Below are 15747 nucleotides of genomic sequence, written 5' to 3' on the forward strand. Positions count from 1 at the left end.
CGAACGCTGCGGCGGTTGGCACTGGCGTGTGCCATGGCTTTCGCACAAGCCAGTGTAATGATAGCTTCCGCGCTGAATCTGCGAGTAAGCACGCGTCCGCAAAGCGAGTACCGGTGCGCGTGCAACGGAGGGCGGAAGATTAAGTGCGCTCCACTGAACCGTCGTGGGGATTGTGGAAGCTATTGCGCATTCTCGCCTCCTGTCGGCGTAACGTGGATTATTCCCTTGCATTGCCGCACTTGAACGCCGCACGCCCGCCGCCCATGGGTGCGGCGACGCTGCTACCAAGTCTCTTGCGGCATGTCGGATAAGAAGGCACCCGCAGAGGAAATGACGGCGGGACCCGACCCGGATCGCAAATTCGGCCTTCAGTCGGCTCAAGCTTGAGCTCCCGCTGTTGCGAATCCCTGCCTTGTGCTAGCAGCCGGTCCGAATGACGGACACAAAGATTCATCGTTATCAGGAGCTGGTTCAATGCTGATAGCGCGTGAACGAGGGCCGACAACACGGGGGCAATCCACGTGCTGCAGGAAGCGGGCGCCATCCGCGAGTGCGAGGAGCACGGTTGGATGCAGGAACGCTCTGATCCGCATGCGCGGGAGCGGGCCTTCGATATCGCTCGTCAAGACCCGCCAGCAGGCGTCTCCCCAGATGCAGCGGCGGCCGAGGTTGGCGAGGTGCTGAACTGGATCGGCGACACCTGCCCAGAATGTCCCCCCTGACTAGAAGAATCGGCGCTGAGCATCGACGCCAACCCAGCCCTCCAGTTCAGCGGCCTAGTCGTTTCTCCACCCGCTTGCGCGCGTTGCCGACCTTTTTGACAGCTTTTTTCACCGCCGGCGCCGACTTTCCGGTCTTCTTCGCCTCGTACTGCACCTCGTAGTCCTGCCCGCCGGCCACCCGTGCCCGGTCCTGCTTTCGCCCGCGCGCCGTCTTCGACTTCTTCGCTGCCGCCATGGATACCTCCTGTTCGTGGCGTCGAGGCAACGCAACAAGGAGTCGGCGGTTCCGGAACGATTCGAACTGTGCCAATTTGAATCGGCTGTAGCGTGGAGTTCTTCAGTGGCGTTTCAGCGTCAAAAACCGGCGGTCATCGGCGTCCAGGCGCCCTTCCCCGGCTTCATCGAGCCGGCCTTGGCCACCTCGATCGAGAAGGTGCCGTCCGGAGAGCGCTGGATTCACGAAGTCAAGTTCGACGGCTACCGTGTTCAGGTCCATCTGGCCAACGAGACGGCGAAGATCTTCACCCGGCGCGGCCACGATTGGACGCATCGCTTCAAGAAGGTCGCTCATGACGCCTGGCGGATCAAGGCGAACTCAGCGGTAGTGGACGGCGAGATCGTGGTACCGGCCGCCGACGGCACGACCGACTTCTCGGTCCTGCAGAACGAGCTCAAGGGCAAGTCGAAGAGCATCGTGCTCGTAGCGTTCGATCTGCTCTATCTGAACGGCCGCGATATCCGCAAGCTACCGCTCTTTCGGCGCAAGGCCGAACTCAAGAAGATCCTGAGCGGCACCGACATCCAGTTCAGCGAAAGTTTCGAGATAGATGGCCGCGAGATGTTCGCGCACGCCTGCAAGCTCGGCCTCGAAGGCGTAGTCTCGAAGGTCCGGGGCAGCCCCTATCCGATGGGACGCACGAACGACTGGGTCAAGAAGACCTGCGTACAGCGTGAGACGCTGACCATTGCCGGTTTCGCTCTCGATGGGACGAAGTGGGACGGGCTCTACGTCGGCCGGCACAAGGGCGACGATCTCGTCTACGCCGGCAAAGTCGACCACGGCTTCGACAAGGTCTCGGCCGCCGACCTGCAGAAGCGGCTAAAGCCCCTCATCCGAAGAACCCAGCCCTATGCCAAGCGCATCGGCCACAAGGGCATCTGGGTCGAACCCAAGCTTCTGGCCGAGATAGAGTATCGCGCGAAGTCGGCCGAGGGAAAGGTCCGTCACCCGTTTTTCCGGGGCCTGCGGGAGGACCTGTGATGGATGCGTTCGATCGGTTCTGGCAATGGGCGAACAAGCCCCCGGAAAGTCCGCTGACGATTCCGGCCGAGCTGCATCGGGCGGTCATGGAGCTCGCTCCTGAGGACCGACGGGACCGCACCGCGGTGAACCGAGCCGCAGCACGCGTACCAAATCCCGAGCGATGATCGCTTGACGGCAACCTTTGCTTCCCTCGGTGTCGCCGAGCAAGAACTGTCAAGAAACTAACTTCGCGCACGCCGCAGCGCAGCTTCCAATCGCTCCCTCTCCTTGTCCCAGCGGGCTTCTTCGGTTTGCGATCTCTTCGCGAGAGCCTCAACCTCGGCCTGGATGGCGGCGGCCCGCTTGGCGTGCTCCTGCTCCGCCTTGTCCAGCGCGGCCTGCGCCTTGTCGACCGCCTGCTGACGGCGCTCACGCTCTTTCTGCCTGGCGGCCTCTTCCCTCGCCCGTTCACTCTCCCGGCGCCTCTCCTCTCGTTCGTAGGCAAGCGCGGCCTTCCGCTCCGCCGCCTTGTCGACCGGACGCGAGGAAGGCTTCATTGCGCTCTTCGATTTGCGCGCGGCTTTCGTCGATCTTCTGTCCCCGCCGAGATCGGAGGGCAGTTCGGCTTGCTCGCTGAAGGATTCGTCGGATCCGACCGGGCGCCTGAGAACGACGCCAGGCTTCTTCATGGCTGCAGCGATGACCTCTGGATCGTCGCTCTCCTTCGCCGCGCCCTGGTGGAAGAGATTGCTGTTGGCGCCCCAGGCTTCGAGGGCCGCTTTCATGGAAGGAGCGGCGATCGCCAGATCGAAGAAGCCCAGCGAAGTCTGAAAGGTTTTCAGTTTTCTCGCCATCGGTCCGGTCCGCCCTCCTCAATCGAGCGTCAACGTCACGCACGCCACGGAGCCCGCGGAACACGACGCGGCCCCGGAGCGTTCCCTAATCCTTGAAGGACGTCCATGCATTTCGCAACGTGCTCTTAAGGATCGGCCTCGAATGAGCCGGACGTCGACCCTGCCCAAGCGCCTGCAGCCGATGCTCGCTACGCTCACCGACGCGCCGTTCGACGATGCCGGCTGGGTTTTCGAGGACAAGTATGACGGCTTCCGGATGATCGCGGAAATCCGGCGGGGCAAGGTTGCGCTCTACAGCCGCAATGGCAAGATTATCAGCCGCAGCTATATCGAGGTCGCCAAAGCGCTGGAGGGCGTGAAGGTCGATGCCGTGATCGACGGGGAGCTCGTCGCGATTGGAAAGGACGGCGTCTCGCATTTCCAGTTGCTTCAAAACGCGCTGCGCCATGAAGCGAAGCTCCTGTATTGTGCCTTCGATCTCATGTTTGAGAACGCAGCAGACTTGCGCAACCGGCCTCTTCTCGAGCGCAAGAAGCGGCTGAAGGCAATTCTGCCGCGCGACAAGCTGATCGCCTTCAGCCCTCACCGCAAAGGGGACGGTACGAAATTCTTCATCGAGGCCGAGCGGAAAGGTCTCGAAGGCATCATGGCAAAGCGCGCAGACAGTTCGTATACATCCGGGAGTCGCACCCCGGATTGGCTAAAGATCAAGACGGCAAAGCGACAGGAAGTGGTGATCGTCGGCTTCACGGCGCCCAGGCGCACCAGGCCGTTCTTCGGCGCCCTTGTCCTCGCCGTGCGGCAAGACGATGCATGGCGCTACATTGGGCATGTCGGCACTGGCTTCAGCCACAAGGCCCTGGAAGACCTCCATGCCAAGCTCTTGAAGCTGAGGGCCCCTAAGTCACCCTTCCCTGCCAAAGTGAAGGACGAGGCCGCCACGACCTGGGTCAGGCCCTCGCTGGTTGCCGAGGTCAAATTCGCGGAGTGGACGAGCAAGGGCGAACTGCGCCAGCCGGTCTATCTCGGGCTCAGGTCCGACAAGCGGGCCAAGGATGTCGTGCGCGAGCGAGAACGATCGCGCAAATAGCGCTTCCCTTCGGGCGCAACCAGCCAACGGAACGAGTGAACGCGTTCGCCTCCTCCCCTGTGAATTCCCTCCGCGGTCGTGTGTTCAGTCGTCTCCGAGGTCGTGGATCTCCGGTCGCATGCCCCCAGGCGTGATTTTGAGCGTCGCAAGGGTGATTGGCAGCTGGAAGCGCCGCCGTCCTGCGCTGCCGGGATTCAGGTAGAGAACGCCATCGACCGTGTCGATCTTCGGCACGTGGGAATGCCCGAAGACAATGACGTCGATGCCGGCGCGGGCATCGGCCTGCAGCGTCTTCAGGTCGTGCAGAACGTAGATAGACTTTCCCGCCAGGCGCAAAGGTTCGTGTCGGGGTATTCGCGGGCCCACTCGCCATTGTCCACGTTTCCACGGATGGCGGTGACAGGCGCGATCCGGCGAAGCGCGTCGACGATCTGGGGGCGCCCGATGTCGCCGGCATGAATGATGTGATCGACGCCCGCCAGGCCTCGTTCCGCCTCAGGCCTTAACAGGCCGTGCGTGTCCGAAATGATTCCAATCCTGAACATCATTTTCCGTCGCTCTCAGCCGCGATCGCCAAAAGACGATCGAGAAGCTCTACCTGAGCGGACAGCATCTTGGTCCGCGCGAACTCGATATCGAACCATTCCGCGCGGTCGACTTCGGGAAAGCTCTGCCGTCGACCGCTTCGGGGCGGCCATTCGATATCGAAGGTATTGCTGGTCAGCGCCGCCGGGTCAAAATGGCCTTCTCCAGCGAATGCGATAACGCGCTTCCCTCCTCGCTGTCGGACCTCCCCCAGCGCCCGGAGTGGACCAATCGAAGCACTCGGGCCGAGTTCTTCCGCAAACTCACGCCGCGCGACCTGCTCCGGAGCATCCGCGGCATCGATTTCGCCCTTCGGAATGGACCAAGCGCCATTATCCTTCTTGCGCCAGAACGGACCGCCGGGATGAACGAGCAGAACCTCGAGCCCGCGAACGCCATTGCGGTAGGCGAGAATGCCCGCACTCAATATCGATCTCCTGGGGGTCTTTTTCAACGCAGCCATATCGCTCCCTGCCGCGGACGACGAAGTAACGGCCGTCTGGCGTCATTGGACGCTTCACGACAGCTAGGCCGACTTCCGCTGCGGTTTGGCCGCCGGCTTCTTCGCCGCGGCCTCCTTGGCCGGTTTCTTGCCGGCAATCGGCATCAGCATTTCCTTCTGCCCGGCCGCCGCCTTGCGCGCTTTCTTGGCTGGCTTCTTCTGCGATTCTGTCGCTGCCGCCGCGTCTGCTCCAATGCTCTTGCGTAGCGCGTCCATCAGGTCCACCACATTCTCGCCGCGGGGACGCGCTTTCGCGGTGATGGGTTTGCCGGCGCGCTTCTGGTTGATGAGATCGATGAGGGCGGTCTCGTACTGGTCTTCGAACTTGTCCGGCTCGAAGTGGCCCGCCTTCTGATTGACGATGTGCTTGGCGAGATCAAGCATGTCCTTGGTAACTTTGACATCCTGGATGTCGTCGAAATACTCATCCGCGGAACGGACTTCGTAAGGGTAGCGCAGCAGCGTCCCCATCAGCCCCTTGTCGAGCGGCTCGAGCGCAATGATGTGCTCGCGATTGGTCAGCACCACACGACCGATTGCGACCTTGTTCATCTCGCGAATGGTTTCCCGAATGACGGCGAAGGCATCGTGCCCGACTTTGCCGTCGGGACGCAGGTAGTAGGGGCGAATGAGATATCGCGGATCGATCTCGCTGCGGTCGACGAACTCGTCGATCTCGATGGTTCGCGTCGATTCCAGCGCGACGTTCTCAAGCTCCTCCTTGGTCACCTCGATGAAGGTTTCAGTATCAACTTTGTAGCCCTTGACGACGTCCTCGTTGTCGACCTCCTCGCCGGTGTCGGCATCGACCTTGGCGTATTTGATCCGATGGCCGGTTTTTCGGTTCAGCTGGTTGAATGAGACCTTTTCGGATTCCGACGTGGCCGGATAGAGCGCGACCGGACAGGTGACGAGAGAAAGACGAAGGAAGCCTTTCCAGTTGGCGCGGGGGGCCATCGCGGGGAACTCCATTACTGATGCCGGATTCAAGACGAATGGCCCGCCTTGGTTTCGACTTCGCGACCCGTACGACAGGCCGTTTTTTCTCCACCTACGCATTTGGACGGACTCGACTTCCGTTCATGTTATGTTCTAATGGAGAAATGACCGATCGACCGGCGAGCTGGCGCATGCCCACCCCGAAGCAGATGGAGAAACTGGCCGCTGAAGCCGCCCGCAGGCCGAGCCCGTCCACCGCGGCTCCGGATGCTCGGCTTCCGGCCGGATATTGGGAATCGGTCCTCAACGACCCTCGTGCCGGCACGACCGAAACTCAGATGCGGCAGCGATGTCTCTCCGAAATTCAGCGCCACGTGCTCCGCATCTCCTGCCGCCGTTGCCAGCGGACCGTGGAAATCCAGACTGCCGATGCTGTCCGATTGTATGGCGCCTACGCGCTCTGGAAGGACGTCGCGCAGCGGCGGCTCGACAACACCTGCCAGCAGCGCACCGGCAGGCATGAAGAAGACGGGTGCTGGCCAGCGTTCGAGTCGCCGTAGCCGCACAGGCATTTGCCGATCTGATCTCTTTGCGCCTGGATGTCCGGATGGCCCCGAAGTATCACCCTACGCCCCTGTCGGGCGGCGATCGCAAGGCTCTTACAAAAGAGCTCGGCAAGGCGCGCGCGATGGCCAACATCCTGGCTACCCAGTCGGCGGAGATGCGGGCCAAAGGCGAGGCGATGATCCAGCAAGCCGATAGGCTGCTTTGCGAAAGCTGGAACGAGCGGATGTGGAGTGACGGCGAACCCATCGATCCGTCGCCGACCATCGATCAGGCCGTGAACGGAGGCTTTCCCTGGCTGGAGATCAGGTGTGCGCGCTGCAAGACGCCGAGCGACGTGGACCTCGCGGCGATGAAGCATCCGCCTACCACCTTCGTGCATGATCTCGCCAGGCGGCTCCGCTGCCTCAAATGCGCCAAGGCGGCCCGGCGTCCTTCCGCGACTCTGCTACAACTGGCCTGGCAGCCGCGCTATCCTCGAACCGAATGATGTGCTGGTGTGGACGGCCTCTCATCCCCACGGTCCTATGGCGCTCCGGCGTCATAGCTAGATGAGAGGAAAGTCTGATGAATCTTCCCATTCGTATCGGTATGGATACTTTCAAGTCGGTCTTCCAGCTTCACGGTGTTGACGAGAACGAGGCGGTAGTTGTCCGGCGGCAGTTTCGGCGAGCCGAGATGATCCGCTAGTTCGAGCGCCTTCGCCGGTCCTCGTCGCCATCGAGTCCTGCGGCAGCTCGCATCACTGGGCGCGCCTGCTGCAGTCGTTTGGTCATGAAGTGAAGCTGATCCCGCCCCAATATGTGAAGGCTTCGCAAGTCAAGGGCTGGGCACGTTTATATTGTGCGCGAACTGCGCCAGATCTGCGGGGCGTGCAAAGTTTTCGGTCAGGAAATTGAGTACCCTCACATTGAGCTTCAGCGCCCAGTCACGCACGGGATCGGTAAAGGCCTTGTCCTCGTCGCGCGGCACACCCTCCAGCTTCACATCGAGCTGGATATGCACTTTGTTGCGGTACTCACGCAATTTATCTAACTCGTCGTAAATGTTGGCACCAGCCTTATCCAGAATCTTGTATTTCTTCATGACGTCGATGATCGCCTTGAAGCGTTCGACCTTCTTACCCTCGATTTCCGCTCGGTCCTCCTCGGGAATGTTCGGCAGACCCTCGCGATGAAAATTCTGCGCACGGTAGATGATCTCCCAGAGCGCCGCTTCGGTAATTGCACCGGCTTGCAAGAGCATCAGCTTGTTGAACGTGCTACCGGACTCCGCGAGCTTGCAGAGCAGGCCGGCGTTGTAGACCATGTTGTCGCCGACCTTGAAGTCGCCGATAAAGCGGCAGCTGATTGTCTCGGTTTTCATGGATATCTCCTTAGCACAGGCCGCCTCGGCTTTGTAGGCGACCGGGCTACTCGCTTGCGCTCATTGCGCCAGCTGTTGATCACTCGCGCCAGGCTGGCAAGGAGGCAGTCGAGATAGGGCCCTCCTACGGGCCTCGAGTCCCCAGACCTCCGCAAGGACGGTCGTCACTTCGGCGGCTCCTGGGACTGAACAGCCGGCTGCTGCGGTTTCGCCGCCAACGAATCCTTGAGCCAATTGACGCTCAACGCGATGACGATGGCGAGCACAAGCGCGGCGATGCCGCGGTAGTAGTTCTGCTCGCGCTCGATCGCGTGGATCCGGTCGCTCAGCGACTTCTCCTGATCTTTGATCTTCTTGGAAAGTCCCGCAAACGATTGGAGCTCGCCTGCGACCGAGGTGACGACGTCGATGTCGATGCCCCTGTGGACCGGTCCGTCCTTCTTGAACTTCGTCTCGCGGTCGAGGCGCGCGAACCAGATCAGAAAGATGGCCTGACCCCGCCTTAAATGGATCGGCACCGGTCCGGCGTTGAACACGGCGAAGGTCAACTGGCCGCGATAGCCAGGATCGACGTGGAAGCCCGACACGTTGACAAGTCCCCTGAACTTGATCCTGGCACGAATTGAGATGAACGCGATCGAGTCAGCCGGGACCGAAACCTCCTCCTCGGAGAGAAGAAAGGCGAATTGTCCCGGCGGGATGGTGAACGCCTCCTCCGCGGAAAGCCTGCGGACCGTCACTTGCGCGGGATCGACCGACTGATCGCTGGGTGACACGTAGACCTCCGGCCCGACGGCCAGGGTGTACGCGGCGCAGTCGATCCTGTCGGCGGAGAACGGCTCGATCAGATCCGGCAAGCGTTCGCCCAACGTCTCGCCGCTCCAGAAATATCCCGCTCCGTCCATAGTCGCCCTCCTCCTGCCGGTTGAAGACGACGACTAGCATACAACTCGGGATTGTCCGAGATGTCTGACCGCGATAGGATCGTGCGCATGGTGGTGCTGGGACATGGGGTCGATCTCGTGGACGTCGAATCGATCCGTCGCTGGATCGAAGATCCGCGGGATCCTCTCGTCTCACGCTGCTTCAACCCCGAGGAGATCGCGGAGATCGGCGAAGGGGCAGACCGGATCGAGCGTACCGCCGGCAGGTTCGCCGCCAAGGAGGCCGTCCTCAAGGCGCTCGGAACCGGATACGGCGCTGGCATCTCCTTCAAGGACGTCGTGGTGCGGCGGGACGCGGGACGTCCCCCAGAGGTCGTACTGAAGGGGGGTGCGGCGCTGGCCGCTGCCGCGATGGGCGTCATCGACTGGAAATTGAGCATCAGTCACGCCGGCGGCATGGCCATCTCCAGCGCGATCGCACTCGGCGTTCCGGCTCACTCTGCGCGGCCGGAGGAGGGACCCAGATAGTCCAGTCGATGGTCGTCGAGGTCGACGGAGATGCGGCCGCCGCCCTCGGCAAGCACCGCGCGCCAAACCGCGAAGCCCTGAAGGATGGCCTGCTCCCACTCGCCCGTCGTGCGCAGCTTCACCTCCAGATGCGACGTCATGTCCTTGATCGTGCGCAGAAGCTGGAAGTCCAGGCGGCCCACGCCGTCGAGCATCCGGTGCCGGCGGGCGTAGTCGAACGCGAGGGCGGCGACGCCCTCCTCGATCACAGCGGCGCGGCCGCCATCCTCCACCTCGTCGAGCAGCGGCCTGCTCTTCCGCTTCCGCCGGATCAGCGACCGCGTGACCGGCGACCAGCTGAGAACCGCGGCGTACGCGAAATGGAAGACGTCATGGAAACGATAGCCGTCGGGATCGTAGGCATTGTCGGTGAGCTCGCTGCCGAACGGCTCGCCGTCGATGAGGACACGCACCCGCCGGCCGACACGACCGTCGCAGTCGACCAGTTCGACCTCGAACCGGCGCGGCAGGCGTTCATTCTCCGGAAGATCGGCGTCGAAGCTGTCCGACGTCGCGTCGGCGGAAAGGAAGCGGCCGCGCGTTTTATGGAGATTGGCGGCGGCGACCTCGTCGAGATCGAGACCGAACTTGCTGGCGACGTTCGCGACGTACCACATGAGATCGCCGAGCTCCTCGGACACGCGCTCCTTGAAAAGCCGATGCGCCTCGCCGTCCCTCAGGTGCTTCTTGTATTCGCTCAGCAACTGGCCGGTTTCTCCGGCGAGACCCAGCATCGGCACGATCAGCGATGTCATGTCGTCAGGCTCCTTCGCCGGCACGCGATCAGTGCCCAAAGCTTCCCGCTGGTAAGTCTTGAAGTCCATCCTATGCTCCTGTCGCGGCCGGTCGCGCGAACGGCGGCGCGCCCGATTCGATCTTCAGGTTCAGTTTCCATTTCGGCGGGTAGAACGGTTTGATGGGTGTCAAATTCGCCTGGAATTTCTGCTTGATGCGGGTCCGTCCGGTCTTGCCCGATACGTGCGGATGGACCACGCGGGCGTACTTGTCGACCTCGCAGAACAGGTTCTGGCAATCGATCAGCTGGAGACGGCGCCCCCAAAGGCTTTCGAACTCCAGACCGTAGCGGTCGAACTCGCGCTCCTGGATATCAGCCATCAGGCGGATCAATTCGGGCTCGTTCAGTCCCCCAGGGTCGCGGAAACATTTGCGCAAGCCGTCCCGCGCGCCCGGTCCCGGAACGACGAAATCCATCTCGCTAAAGTCCGTGATCTCGCTGTAGTTGATGTCGATGATGAACTGGTAGGCCAGGAAGTCTCCGATCGTCGGATAGGAACGCAGCTTCTCGAAACCGTCCTGCATCGAGTTGGCCTGCGCGAGACGGTCCGGAAGGCGATCGGCCATCATTCGCTCCAGCATCAACAGATTGTTCTGGTGCTTGGCGGGACGCCCGTAGGCGGCCGCGCCTGGTGGCATGATGTAGGCCGCCGAGTAGATCTGCTTGCCCGCGGCTTTCGCGCGGTCGAGCACGGCGTTGAAGCGTTCGAAGCGATAGTCCTCGAAGGTGATCTGACCCAATGCGCGCTCGAGCATTTCCCAGGTCTCGATCTTGTTGAACAGCTTGAACAGAAGGATCCTGAAGAAGACCTCGGCGTGGGTCTTCGGCAGGTCCTCTCGATATATCACCCGCCTGATCAGATACTGGCTAACGCGATCGGACGCGCGGTACGCATTCGTGAACTTGTAGGTCCCGATCACGCCGTCGCGCGTCCACGGCGGCGCCTCCGCGCGCGCCCTGCGGAAAAAGACGGCTTGCCGTTCCGCCGCGAAACGCCAATAGCTTTCGTAAACCTCCGATGTCATCGCCGGCGCCAGATGGCTCAAGACGGTTGGCGAGGGCGACCGCCGATCATCGGACGCCCCGCCCGCCTCCGTCATTCTCCTTGCACCGCGCGTCCTGGCCGACCGGCTACGCGAAGACTCCTTCAAACCGAAACTCCCCCAGCGAGCCCGACCGGCTCGCCAATTCCTGGGACGATCGACGGCGCGACGGCGGCGCGCAAGGCGGCGATCATCGGCTCCAAGGACACGTCCTTCTTTCTGACGCCGTCGAGCTTGGCGACGCCGACAGTGACATTGAGTCTGACGAGCGGAAGCTGCATCTCGTGCGCCATGAAGGCGCCGAGCCGCGCGAGCCCGAGATAGTTGCCGTAAGCCTTATCGAACACATATTGGGTGGCGTAGAAGGCGTTGGCGACGAGCCCCTCGTTCGTGGGCACGAATGAGACGTGCTGTAGACACGGAAACACCAGTCGGGCCTGCCTCGTGTGATCGCGGGCCGGATCAAAAATCGAAACCTGCAGCATGGTGTCGCGGACCCCCTCCTTCCAGTTCGACAGAATGAACTCCAGTTGATTGCCGTTCGCAGGCGTCACCTCGTTGAAATGCGTCATGCGCTCGAAGTAAAGCCCCCTGCCGTTGGCCGAGCGGTTCATCGCGACGTAGCGCGGAAAAACGCCGGCGTAGAGGGCAAACAGACGTTCCCGGTTTCCCCGGGCGATCTTCCACAGCCGCTCGGGGAAGATCGTGAAGGCCACGGTATCGACGGAGATCTTCTTCTTCAGCTTGAGCGTCCGGTCGAGGGTGTCGCGTACGTCGGAGATCTCGGGAATAACCCCATCCGCATCGAATCCCGTCAGGCTCAGCGTCAGGGGCGAGATCTCCGTCCGCCGGCTCTCGTAGATCGCAAGGAACAGTCGTGCCCACGCCCGGGACAGATTGGTGTCGCTGATGACGCTTGGTTCGTCGGCGTGAGATTTCGATCTACTCATCGGGATCTTCCTCCAGGTGCCTGAATTGAGCCAACCCAACGTATTCCTTGGGCGCGACGCGGACGAACGTCGCCCAGTCCCCGGCCGCCGCCCGCACGATGCCGGGGCGAACGGCGCGGAAGACGCGGCCGGCGTCGACGTCGCCTTCGTGGGCGATCGCGCCGCCTTCGGCTTGGGTGCCGCTCGGCATCAGGACGAGAGTGCCCACCTCGGCGTCGATCGTCGTCGCGACGCGGTGACGGTCCGCCAGGATCAGCGGCTCGGGAACGAGCCTGCCGAGGAGTCCGGCGCGGATCACGCGCGGTCCCGTCCGCTTCAGGATCTTGGCGCGTCCGTAGGGAATGATCTTCACGCCGAGGGAAAGATGCGTGAGCAAGGTCTCGTAACCCACGCCGAACTCGCAAGCGACCGCAAACATCTGCTCCGGAGTGGCCGCCGCAGCCGTCCAGCCGCGCGCGCGGAACGCGCGCCGCAGACCGATGGTGGGCATCATCAGGAAGCCCGCAAAGGTGTCCGCGAGGAATTCCTTCGGATCGTTCCAAGGGTTCTCCTTCGCGTCCTCGCGGAGCTCGTCGATCGAACTGCCGTGGCCGAAGACGTGATGACCGAGTTCGTGCGCGCAATTGAATGCGCGTCGCGGAAGCGGCCTGCGCGCCGACAGGTGGATGCGCGGCTGGGCGCCGCGCTGGTACATGCCTTCCATGTTGATGGCGTTGAAGCGGACGTTCACGCCGAGCTTCTCGCAGATCCCGTAGACGCAGATCGGCTGCGACTGATCCGCTCCCGCCTTGGCGCGCGTCGCCACCGCGGCCTTCAGCGCGCGCGAGGCCAGTGAGATCAGGTCGAAGCCCGGTTTGTCCGTCCGCTGCATCTGCATCAGCCGTCGCTTCCCTCGTCTTTTTCGTCGCGCATCACGGCCAGCAGCTTGAGCAGCCGCTGGAGGTCTTCGGGCTTGAGCTTGGAAAGCTCGCGCGCGGCGAGCTCGAGGCGGGGATCCTCGGCCTCCACAGTATCGGGTACTTCGCGGAGCAACCAGGCCACGCTCACGTCGTAGAGGGAGGCCAGCTTCGCGAGCTCTTCGGCGGAGACCCTGCGGTTGCCCGCTTCCATCTCCGATACCGACGGCCGATGCAGTCCCAGAATACGGGCGACGTGTCCCTGCGAAAGACCGGCGAGCCGCCGGGCTTCCTTAAGACGTTCGGCGATCTGGCCGCGCTTGACTGGTTCCTGATCCGTCATGCCGCGGCTTGTTTCTCGTCCTGCTTCTTCTGCAGCTCGCACACGAAGACCGCGATCTCGTCGAGCGAGCGCGGCTCCTTGGTCGTCTCGTCGATGAAGATGTTGACGTCGTCGGGGATCGGGACATCGATCTGCGTGGCAAGGATCGTGGTCGCGACCGGCCACACCTTGCTGTCGAATTCCGGAACGGCGCCCACGGGCTTGGTCGCGCCGGTGAGCGGCGGGCATTCAAGCTCGCTGTCGGTCTGTATCTGGCCGATGATCGCGATCAGGGTTTTCAGAAGCTCTTTGGGTTCCATGGGCTCTCCGATCTGACACACGGTAAGATAATCTTACATTTCCGTTCGTCAAGAGGGCTCCTGCGATCTTTTCTTGCGCTCGCAACCTCTCGTACAGGAAGATGTTGTTTATCTGATTGAAAATGCTGAAATACGTACGTGTACGGAAATCCTTGCATGTCAGAAAAACTTGCCCTATTTTCTGACGAGAGGAGCGATCTCAATGATGTCGGTTGCGGATAAAATCCTGCGGTATGTTCGAGCTCGAGGTCCGGGCAGCGTCTTCACGCCCTCGGATTTCATCAGGTTCGGCAGTCGTCCCGCCGTGGACCAAGCCTTGTCGCGGCTCTGCAAGGACAAGCGTCTTCGCCGTCTCGCCCATGGCCTCTATGACTATCCGCGCGTGCACGCGCAGCTGGGCGACCTGGCCCCAGCGCCGGATGCAATCGCCAAGGCCTTCGCGCGCGAGACCGGCTCGCACCTGCAGATGACGGGAGCGCAGGCGGCCAACTCCCTCGGACTGTCCACCCAGGTGCCGGCTCGCAGCGTGTATCTGACCGACGGACCGTCGCGCCGGGTCGTGCTCGGCAAGCGGACCGTCGACATCCGCCACGCCTCGCCCAAGCATCTGATCGCGCCGGGCAGCATGGCCGGCAACGTCGTCCAGGCGCTGCGCCATCTCGGGCCCGACTCGACTGCGGCCGTGGTTGCCGCCGCAGCCGCGCGCATGAAGGATTCCGACCGGCGCGCGCTGGCGAGTGGGATCAAGCAGGCTCCCGCCTGGATGCGGCCCGCGCTTGACCAGATCGTGCAGCGGACGGCCGCCTGAACCGTGGACACGATCGCCAAGACGCCGGCTGCGGACCGCGCCGCCCTTTTCAACGAAGCGGGCGCGGCCCGCGGCCTAGCGAACGCGATCATCGAAAAGGACTTCTGGGTCTGCTGGACGCTGAAGCGTCTCTTCGGCATCCAGGGCGAAGACTCGCCCGGTCTCGTCTTCAAAGGCGGAACGTCGCTGTCAAAAGCGTACGGCGCGATCCGCCGGTTCTCGGAGGATATCGACCTGTCGTTCGATCGCGCCGACCTCGGTTATGAGGGCGCACGAAATCCGGAAGAGGCTCCTTCAAGAAAGAAGGCCGACCGGCTGATCGAAGATCTGGTTGCAGACGTCGAGAAGCACCTTGCAGAGGTAGTGTTGCCAAGCTTGACCGCGGCCATCGCCGGCGAGCTGGATCCGGCCGCTCAGGCCGGATGGAGCCTGACGATCGAGCCCGGCCATCCTCAGAACCTGATCTTCGAGTACCCGTCGAGCCTGTCCGCCGGTGACTACGCCGGCTTCGCGTACATGAACCGCAGGGTGAAGCTAGAGTTCGGAGCGCGTGGCGATCCCTGGCCCACCGAAAAGCGGCAAATCGAATCCTACGCCGCGCAGGAGTTTCCCGACCTCTTCGCCGACCCCGCATGCATGGTGGACGTCCTGGCGCTGCGGCGCACCTTCTGGGAGAAGGCGACGGCACTTCATGCCGAGCACCATCGCGAACCGCAGTCGACGACGCCGCCGTACTTCTCGCGGCACTACTACGACCTTGCGACGCTCGCGGACACGGACGAGGGCAATGAAGCGATGAAGGACGGCGATCTGCTGAAGCAGGTCGCCGACCACAAGTCGGTCTTCTTCCGCGCGGCCTGGGCGAGCTATGACACCGCCCGCGTCGGCACTCTCCAGCTTTCGCCCCACCCCGATCGCGTCGCGGATCTGCGTGCCGACTATCGCAAAATGGCGCCGATGATGTTCGACGATCCGCCGCCAACCTTCGACGAAATCCTGGACCGGATCGCCCAGCTGGAGAAGCGGATCAACGGCAGTTAGGGCGCCGGCATCCGCTGCCGCCCGTCAGGCAGGTGGCGCGATGCCGCGTTCGACATAGAGCCGCCTCCGCATCGCCACTGGCCACCTCGAGCATCGGCATCGCGGCGACCGTGCAGTAGCTGCAGGAATTCACTCGGCGGCCTGCGCGCGCAAGGGCTACTGTCGCGGTGTTGGACAATCGAGAGCGATCTCGAAACAGCCTTTGCGTTTGCGACCAACGCGCGCAGCCCTCCGCTCCTTGGCAGAACGCCTAGGA

21 protein-coding genes and 2 pseudogenes are annotated in these 15747 nt (G+C 62.6%); 10 read left to right on the top strand and 13 right to left on the bottom strand.

Annotation, left to right across the window (positions count from 1 at the left end; all coding sequences use genetic code 11):
* The first annotated feature begins 515 nt into the window (after positions 1-515).
* On the top strand, positions 516-722 hold the full coding sequence (locus tag IC50_RS39825) for a hypothetical protein (protein ID WP_440588160.1): 207 nt from the start codon (positions 516-518) through the stop codon (positions 720-722).
* 46 nt (positions 723-768) lie between these two features.
* Here IC50_RS39825 and IC50_RS36600 read toward each other — a convergent pair whose 3' ends face one another.
* The gene (locus IC50_RS36600) at positions 769-957 is read right to left on the bottom strand and encodes a DUF3606 domain-containing protein (RefSeq protein ID WP_006022625.1); all 189 of its coding nucleotides are present in this window, start codon (positions 955-957) and stop codon (positions 769-771) included.
* Positions 958-1062: 105 nt separating this feature from the next.
* Between IC50_RS36600 and ligD (IC50_RS36605) the strand changes: the two genes are divergently transcribed.
* Together ligD (IC50_RS36605) and IC50_RS42695 are read left to right on the top strand one after the other, a co-directional pair.
* A complete protein-coding gene (ligD, locus tag IC50_RS36605) occupies positions 1063-1983 on the top strand; it encodes a non-homologous end-joining DNA ligase (protein WP_035716484.1) in 921 nt (306 codons plus the stop codon).
* Positions 1983-2150: a hypothetical protein gene (locus IC50_RS42695; protein ID WP_193374187.1), complete on the top strand. Its 168-nt coding sequence runs from the start codon at positions 1983-1985 to the stop codon at positions 2148-2150. The genes ligD (IC50_RS36605) and IC50_RS42695 overlap by 1 nt, the downstream gene beginning before the upstream one ends.
* 57 nt (positions 2151-2207) lie before the next feature.
* Here the strand turns inward: IC50_RS42695 and IC50_RS36610 are convergent, their stop codons facing one another.
* Complete coding sequence (locus IC50_RS36610) at positions 2208-2819, bottom strand: hypothetical protein (protein ID WP_035716487.1); 612 nt, start codon at positions 2817-2819, stop codon at positions 2208-2210.
* 142 nt (positions 2820-2961) lie between these two features.
* Here IC50_RS36610 and ligD (IC50_RS36615) point away from each other — a divergent pair, with 142 nt between their 5' ends.
* Positions 2962-3909 (top strand): non-homologous end-joining DNA ligase, encoded by a 948-nt coding sequence (gene ligD, locus IC50_RS36615; RefSeq protein ID WP_035716490.1) that lies wholly within the window; start codon positions 2962-2964, stop codon positions 3907-3909.
* Between the two features lie 84 nt (positions 3910-3993).
* Here ligD (IC50_RS36615) and IC50_RS36620 read toward each other — a convergent pair.
* The 3 genes and pseudogenes from IC50_RS36620 to ku all read right to left on the bottom strand — a co-directional run bounded on the left by IC50_RS36620 (position 3994) and on the right by ku (position 5953).
* Positions 3994-4457, bottom strand: a pseudogene (locus IC50_RS36620) (metallophosphoesterase family protein).
* Positions 4454-4957 (bottom strand): NUDIX domain-containing protein, encoded by a 504-nt coding sequence (locus IC50_RS36625; protein WP_050991196.1) that lies wholly within the window; start codon positions 4955-4957, stop codon positions 4454-4456. The pseudogene IC50_RS36620 and the gene IC50_RS36625 overlap by 4 nt, the downstream one beginning before the upstream one ends.
* A gap of 63 nt (positions 4958-5020) precedes the next feature.
* Positions 5021-5953 carry a non-homologous end joining protein Ku gene (gene ku / locus IC50_RS36630; protein ID WP_035716514.1) on the bottom strand — a complete coding sequence of 311 codons (933 nt, stop codon included), beginning with the start codon at positions 5951-5953 and terminating at the stop codon, positions 5021-5023.
* 146 nt (positions 5954-6099) lie between these two features.
* Here ku and IC50_RS36635 point away from each other — a divergent pair, with 146 nt between their 5' ends.
* The 3 genes and pseudogenes from IC50_RS36635 to IC50_RS39830 all read left to right on the top strand — a co-directional run.
* Complete coding sequence (locus IC50_RS36635; RefSeq protein ID WP_193374189.1) at positions 6100-6495, top strand: hypothetical protein; 396 nt, start codon at positions 6100-6102, stop codon at positions 6493-6495.
* A 47-nt stretch (positions 6496-6542) separates the two neighbouring features.
* Positions 6543-6989, top strand: coding sequence for a hypothetical protein (locus IC50_RS36640; protein ID WP_035716493.1), 447 nt, complete (start codon positions 6543-6545; stop codon positions 6987-6989).
* Positions 6990-7066: 77 nt separating this feature from the next.
* Positions 7067-7326 (top strand): annotated as a pseudogene (locus tag IC50_RS39830) (IS110 family transposase); the annotation flags it as partial.
* Here IC50_RS39830 and IC50_RS36645 read toward each other — a convergent pair.
* A complete protein-coding gene (locus IC50_RS36645) occupies positions 7319-7864 on the bottom strand; it encodes a hypothetical protein (protein ID WP_035716495.1) in 546 nt (181 codons plus the stop codon). The pseudogene IC50_RS39830 and the gene IC50_RS36645 overlap by 8 nt on opposite strands.
* Before the next feature lie 164 nt (positions 7865-8028).
* Positions 8029-8769: a dCTP deaminase domain-containing protein gene (locus tag IC50_RS36650; protein WP_035716498.1), complete on the bottom strand. Its 741-nt coding sequence runs from the start codon at positions 8767-8769 to the stop codon at positions 8029-8031.
* A 60-nt stretch (positions 8770-8829) separates the two neighbouring features.
* On the opposite strand from IC50_RS36650, the gene acpS reads away from it, so the two are divergent.
* Positions 8830-9276, top strand: coding sequence for a holo-ACP synthase (gene acpS / locus IC50_RS36655; protein WP_223153762.1), 447 nt, complete (start codon positions 8830-8832; stop codon positions 9274-9276).
* Here acpS and IC50_RS36660 read toward each other — a convergent pair.
* The 6 genes from IC50_RS36660 to IC50_RS36685 form a co-directional block, all read right to left on the bottom strand.
* On the bottom strand, positions 9243-10070 hold the full coding sequence (locus IC50_RS36660; RefSeq protein ID WP_244429715.1) for a nucleoside triphosphate pyrophosphohydrolase family protein: 828 nt from the start codon (positions 10068-10070) through the stop codon (positions 9243-9245). The two genes, acpS and IC50_RS36660, sit on opposite strands and share 34 nt — an antisense overlap.
* A 70-nt stretch (positions 10071-10140) precedes the next feature.
* A complete protein-coding gene (locus IC50_RS36665; RefSeq protein WP_035716520.1) occupies positions 10141-11136 on the bottom strand; it encodes a nucleotide kinase domain-containing protein in 996 nt (331 codons plus the stop codon).
* 122 nt (positions 11137-11258) lie between these two features.
* Positions 11259-12104: a thymidylate synthase gene (locus IC50_RS36670; RefSeq protein WP_050991198.1), complete on the bottom strand. Its 846-nt coding sequence runs from the start codon at positions 12102-12104 to the stop codon at positions 11259-11261.
* Entirely contained in the window at positions 12097-12975 is an 879-nt protein-coding gene (locus IC50_RS36675) for an ImmA/IrrE family metallo-endopeptidase (RefSeq protein WP_035716527.1), read from the bottom strand. Before IC50_RS36675 ends, IC50_RS36670 begins: the two co-directional genes overlap by 8 nt.
* Positions 12976-12980: 5 nt before the next feature.
* Positions 12981-13343 carry a helix-turn-helix domain-containing protein gene (locus IC50_RS36680; protein WP_035716505.1) on the bottom strand — a complete coding sequence of 121 codons (363 nt, stop codon included), beginning with the start codon at positions 13341-13343 and terminating at the stop codon, positions 12981-12983.
* Complete coding sequence (locus IC50_RS36685; protein WP_035716509.1) at positions 13340-13642, bottom strand: hypothetical protein; 303 nt, start codon at positions 13640-13642, stop codon at positions 13340-13342. Before IC50_RS36685 ends, IC50_RS36680 begins: the two co-directional genes overlap by 4 nt.
* Before the next feature lie 202 nt (positions 13643-13844).
* Here IC50_RS36685 and IC50_RS36690 point away from each other — a divergent pair, with 202 nt between their 5' ends.
* Both IC50_RS36690 and IC50_RS36695 read left to right on the top strand, forming a co-directional pair.
* Positions 13845-14450, top strand: coding sequence for a DUF6088 family protein (locus tag IC50_RS36690; protein ID WP_193374188.1), 606 nt, complete (start codon positions 13845-13847; stop codon positions 14448-14450).
* A 3-nt stretch (positions 14451-14453) separates the two neighbouring features.
* Complete coding sequence (locus IC50_RS36695; RefSeq protein WP_035716511.1) at positions 14454-15491, top strand: nucleotidyl transferase AbiEii/AbiGii toxin family protein; 1038 nt, start codon at positions 14454-14456, stop codon at positions 15489-15491.
* Positions 15492-15747 lie beyond the last annotated feature (256 nt).

It is taken from the genome of Bradyrhizobium genomosp. I (2014) (assembly GCF_000261685.1).
GTDB lineage: Bacteria > Pseudomonadota > Alphaproteobacteria > Rhizobiales > Xanthobacteraceae > Bradyrhizobium.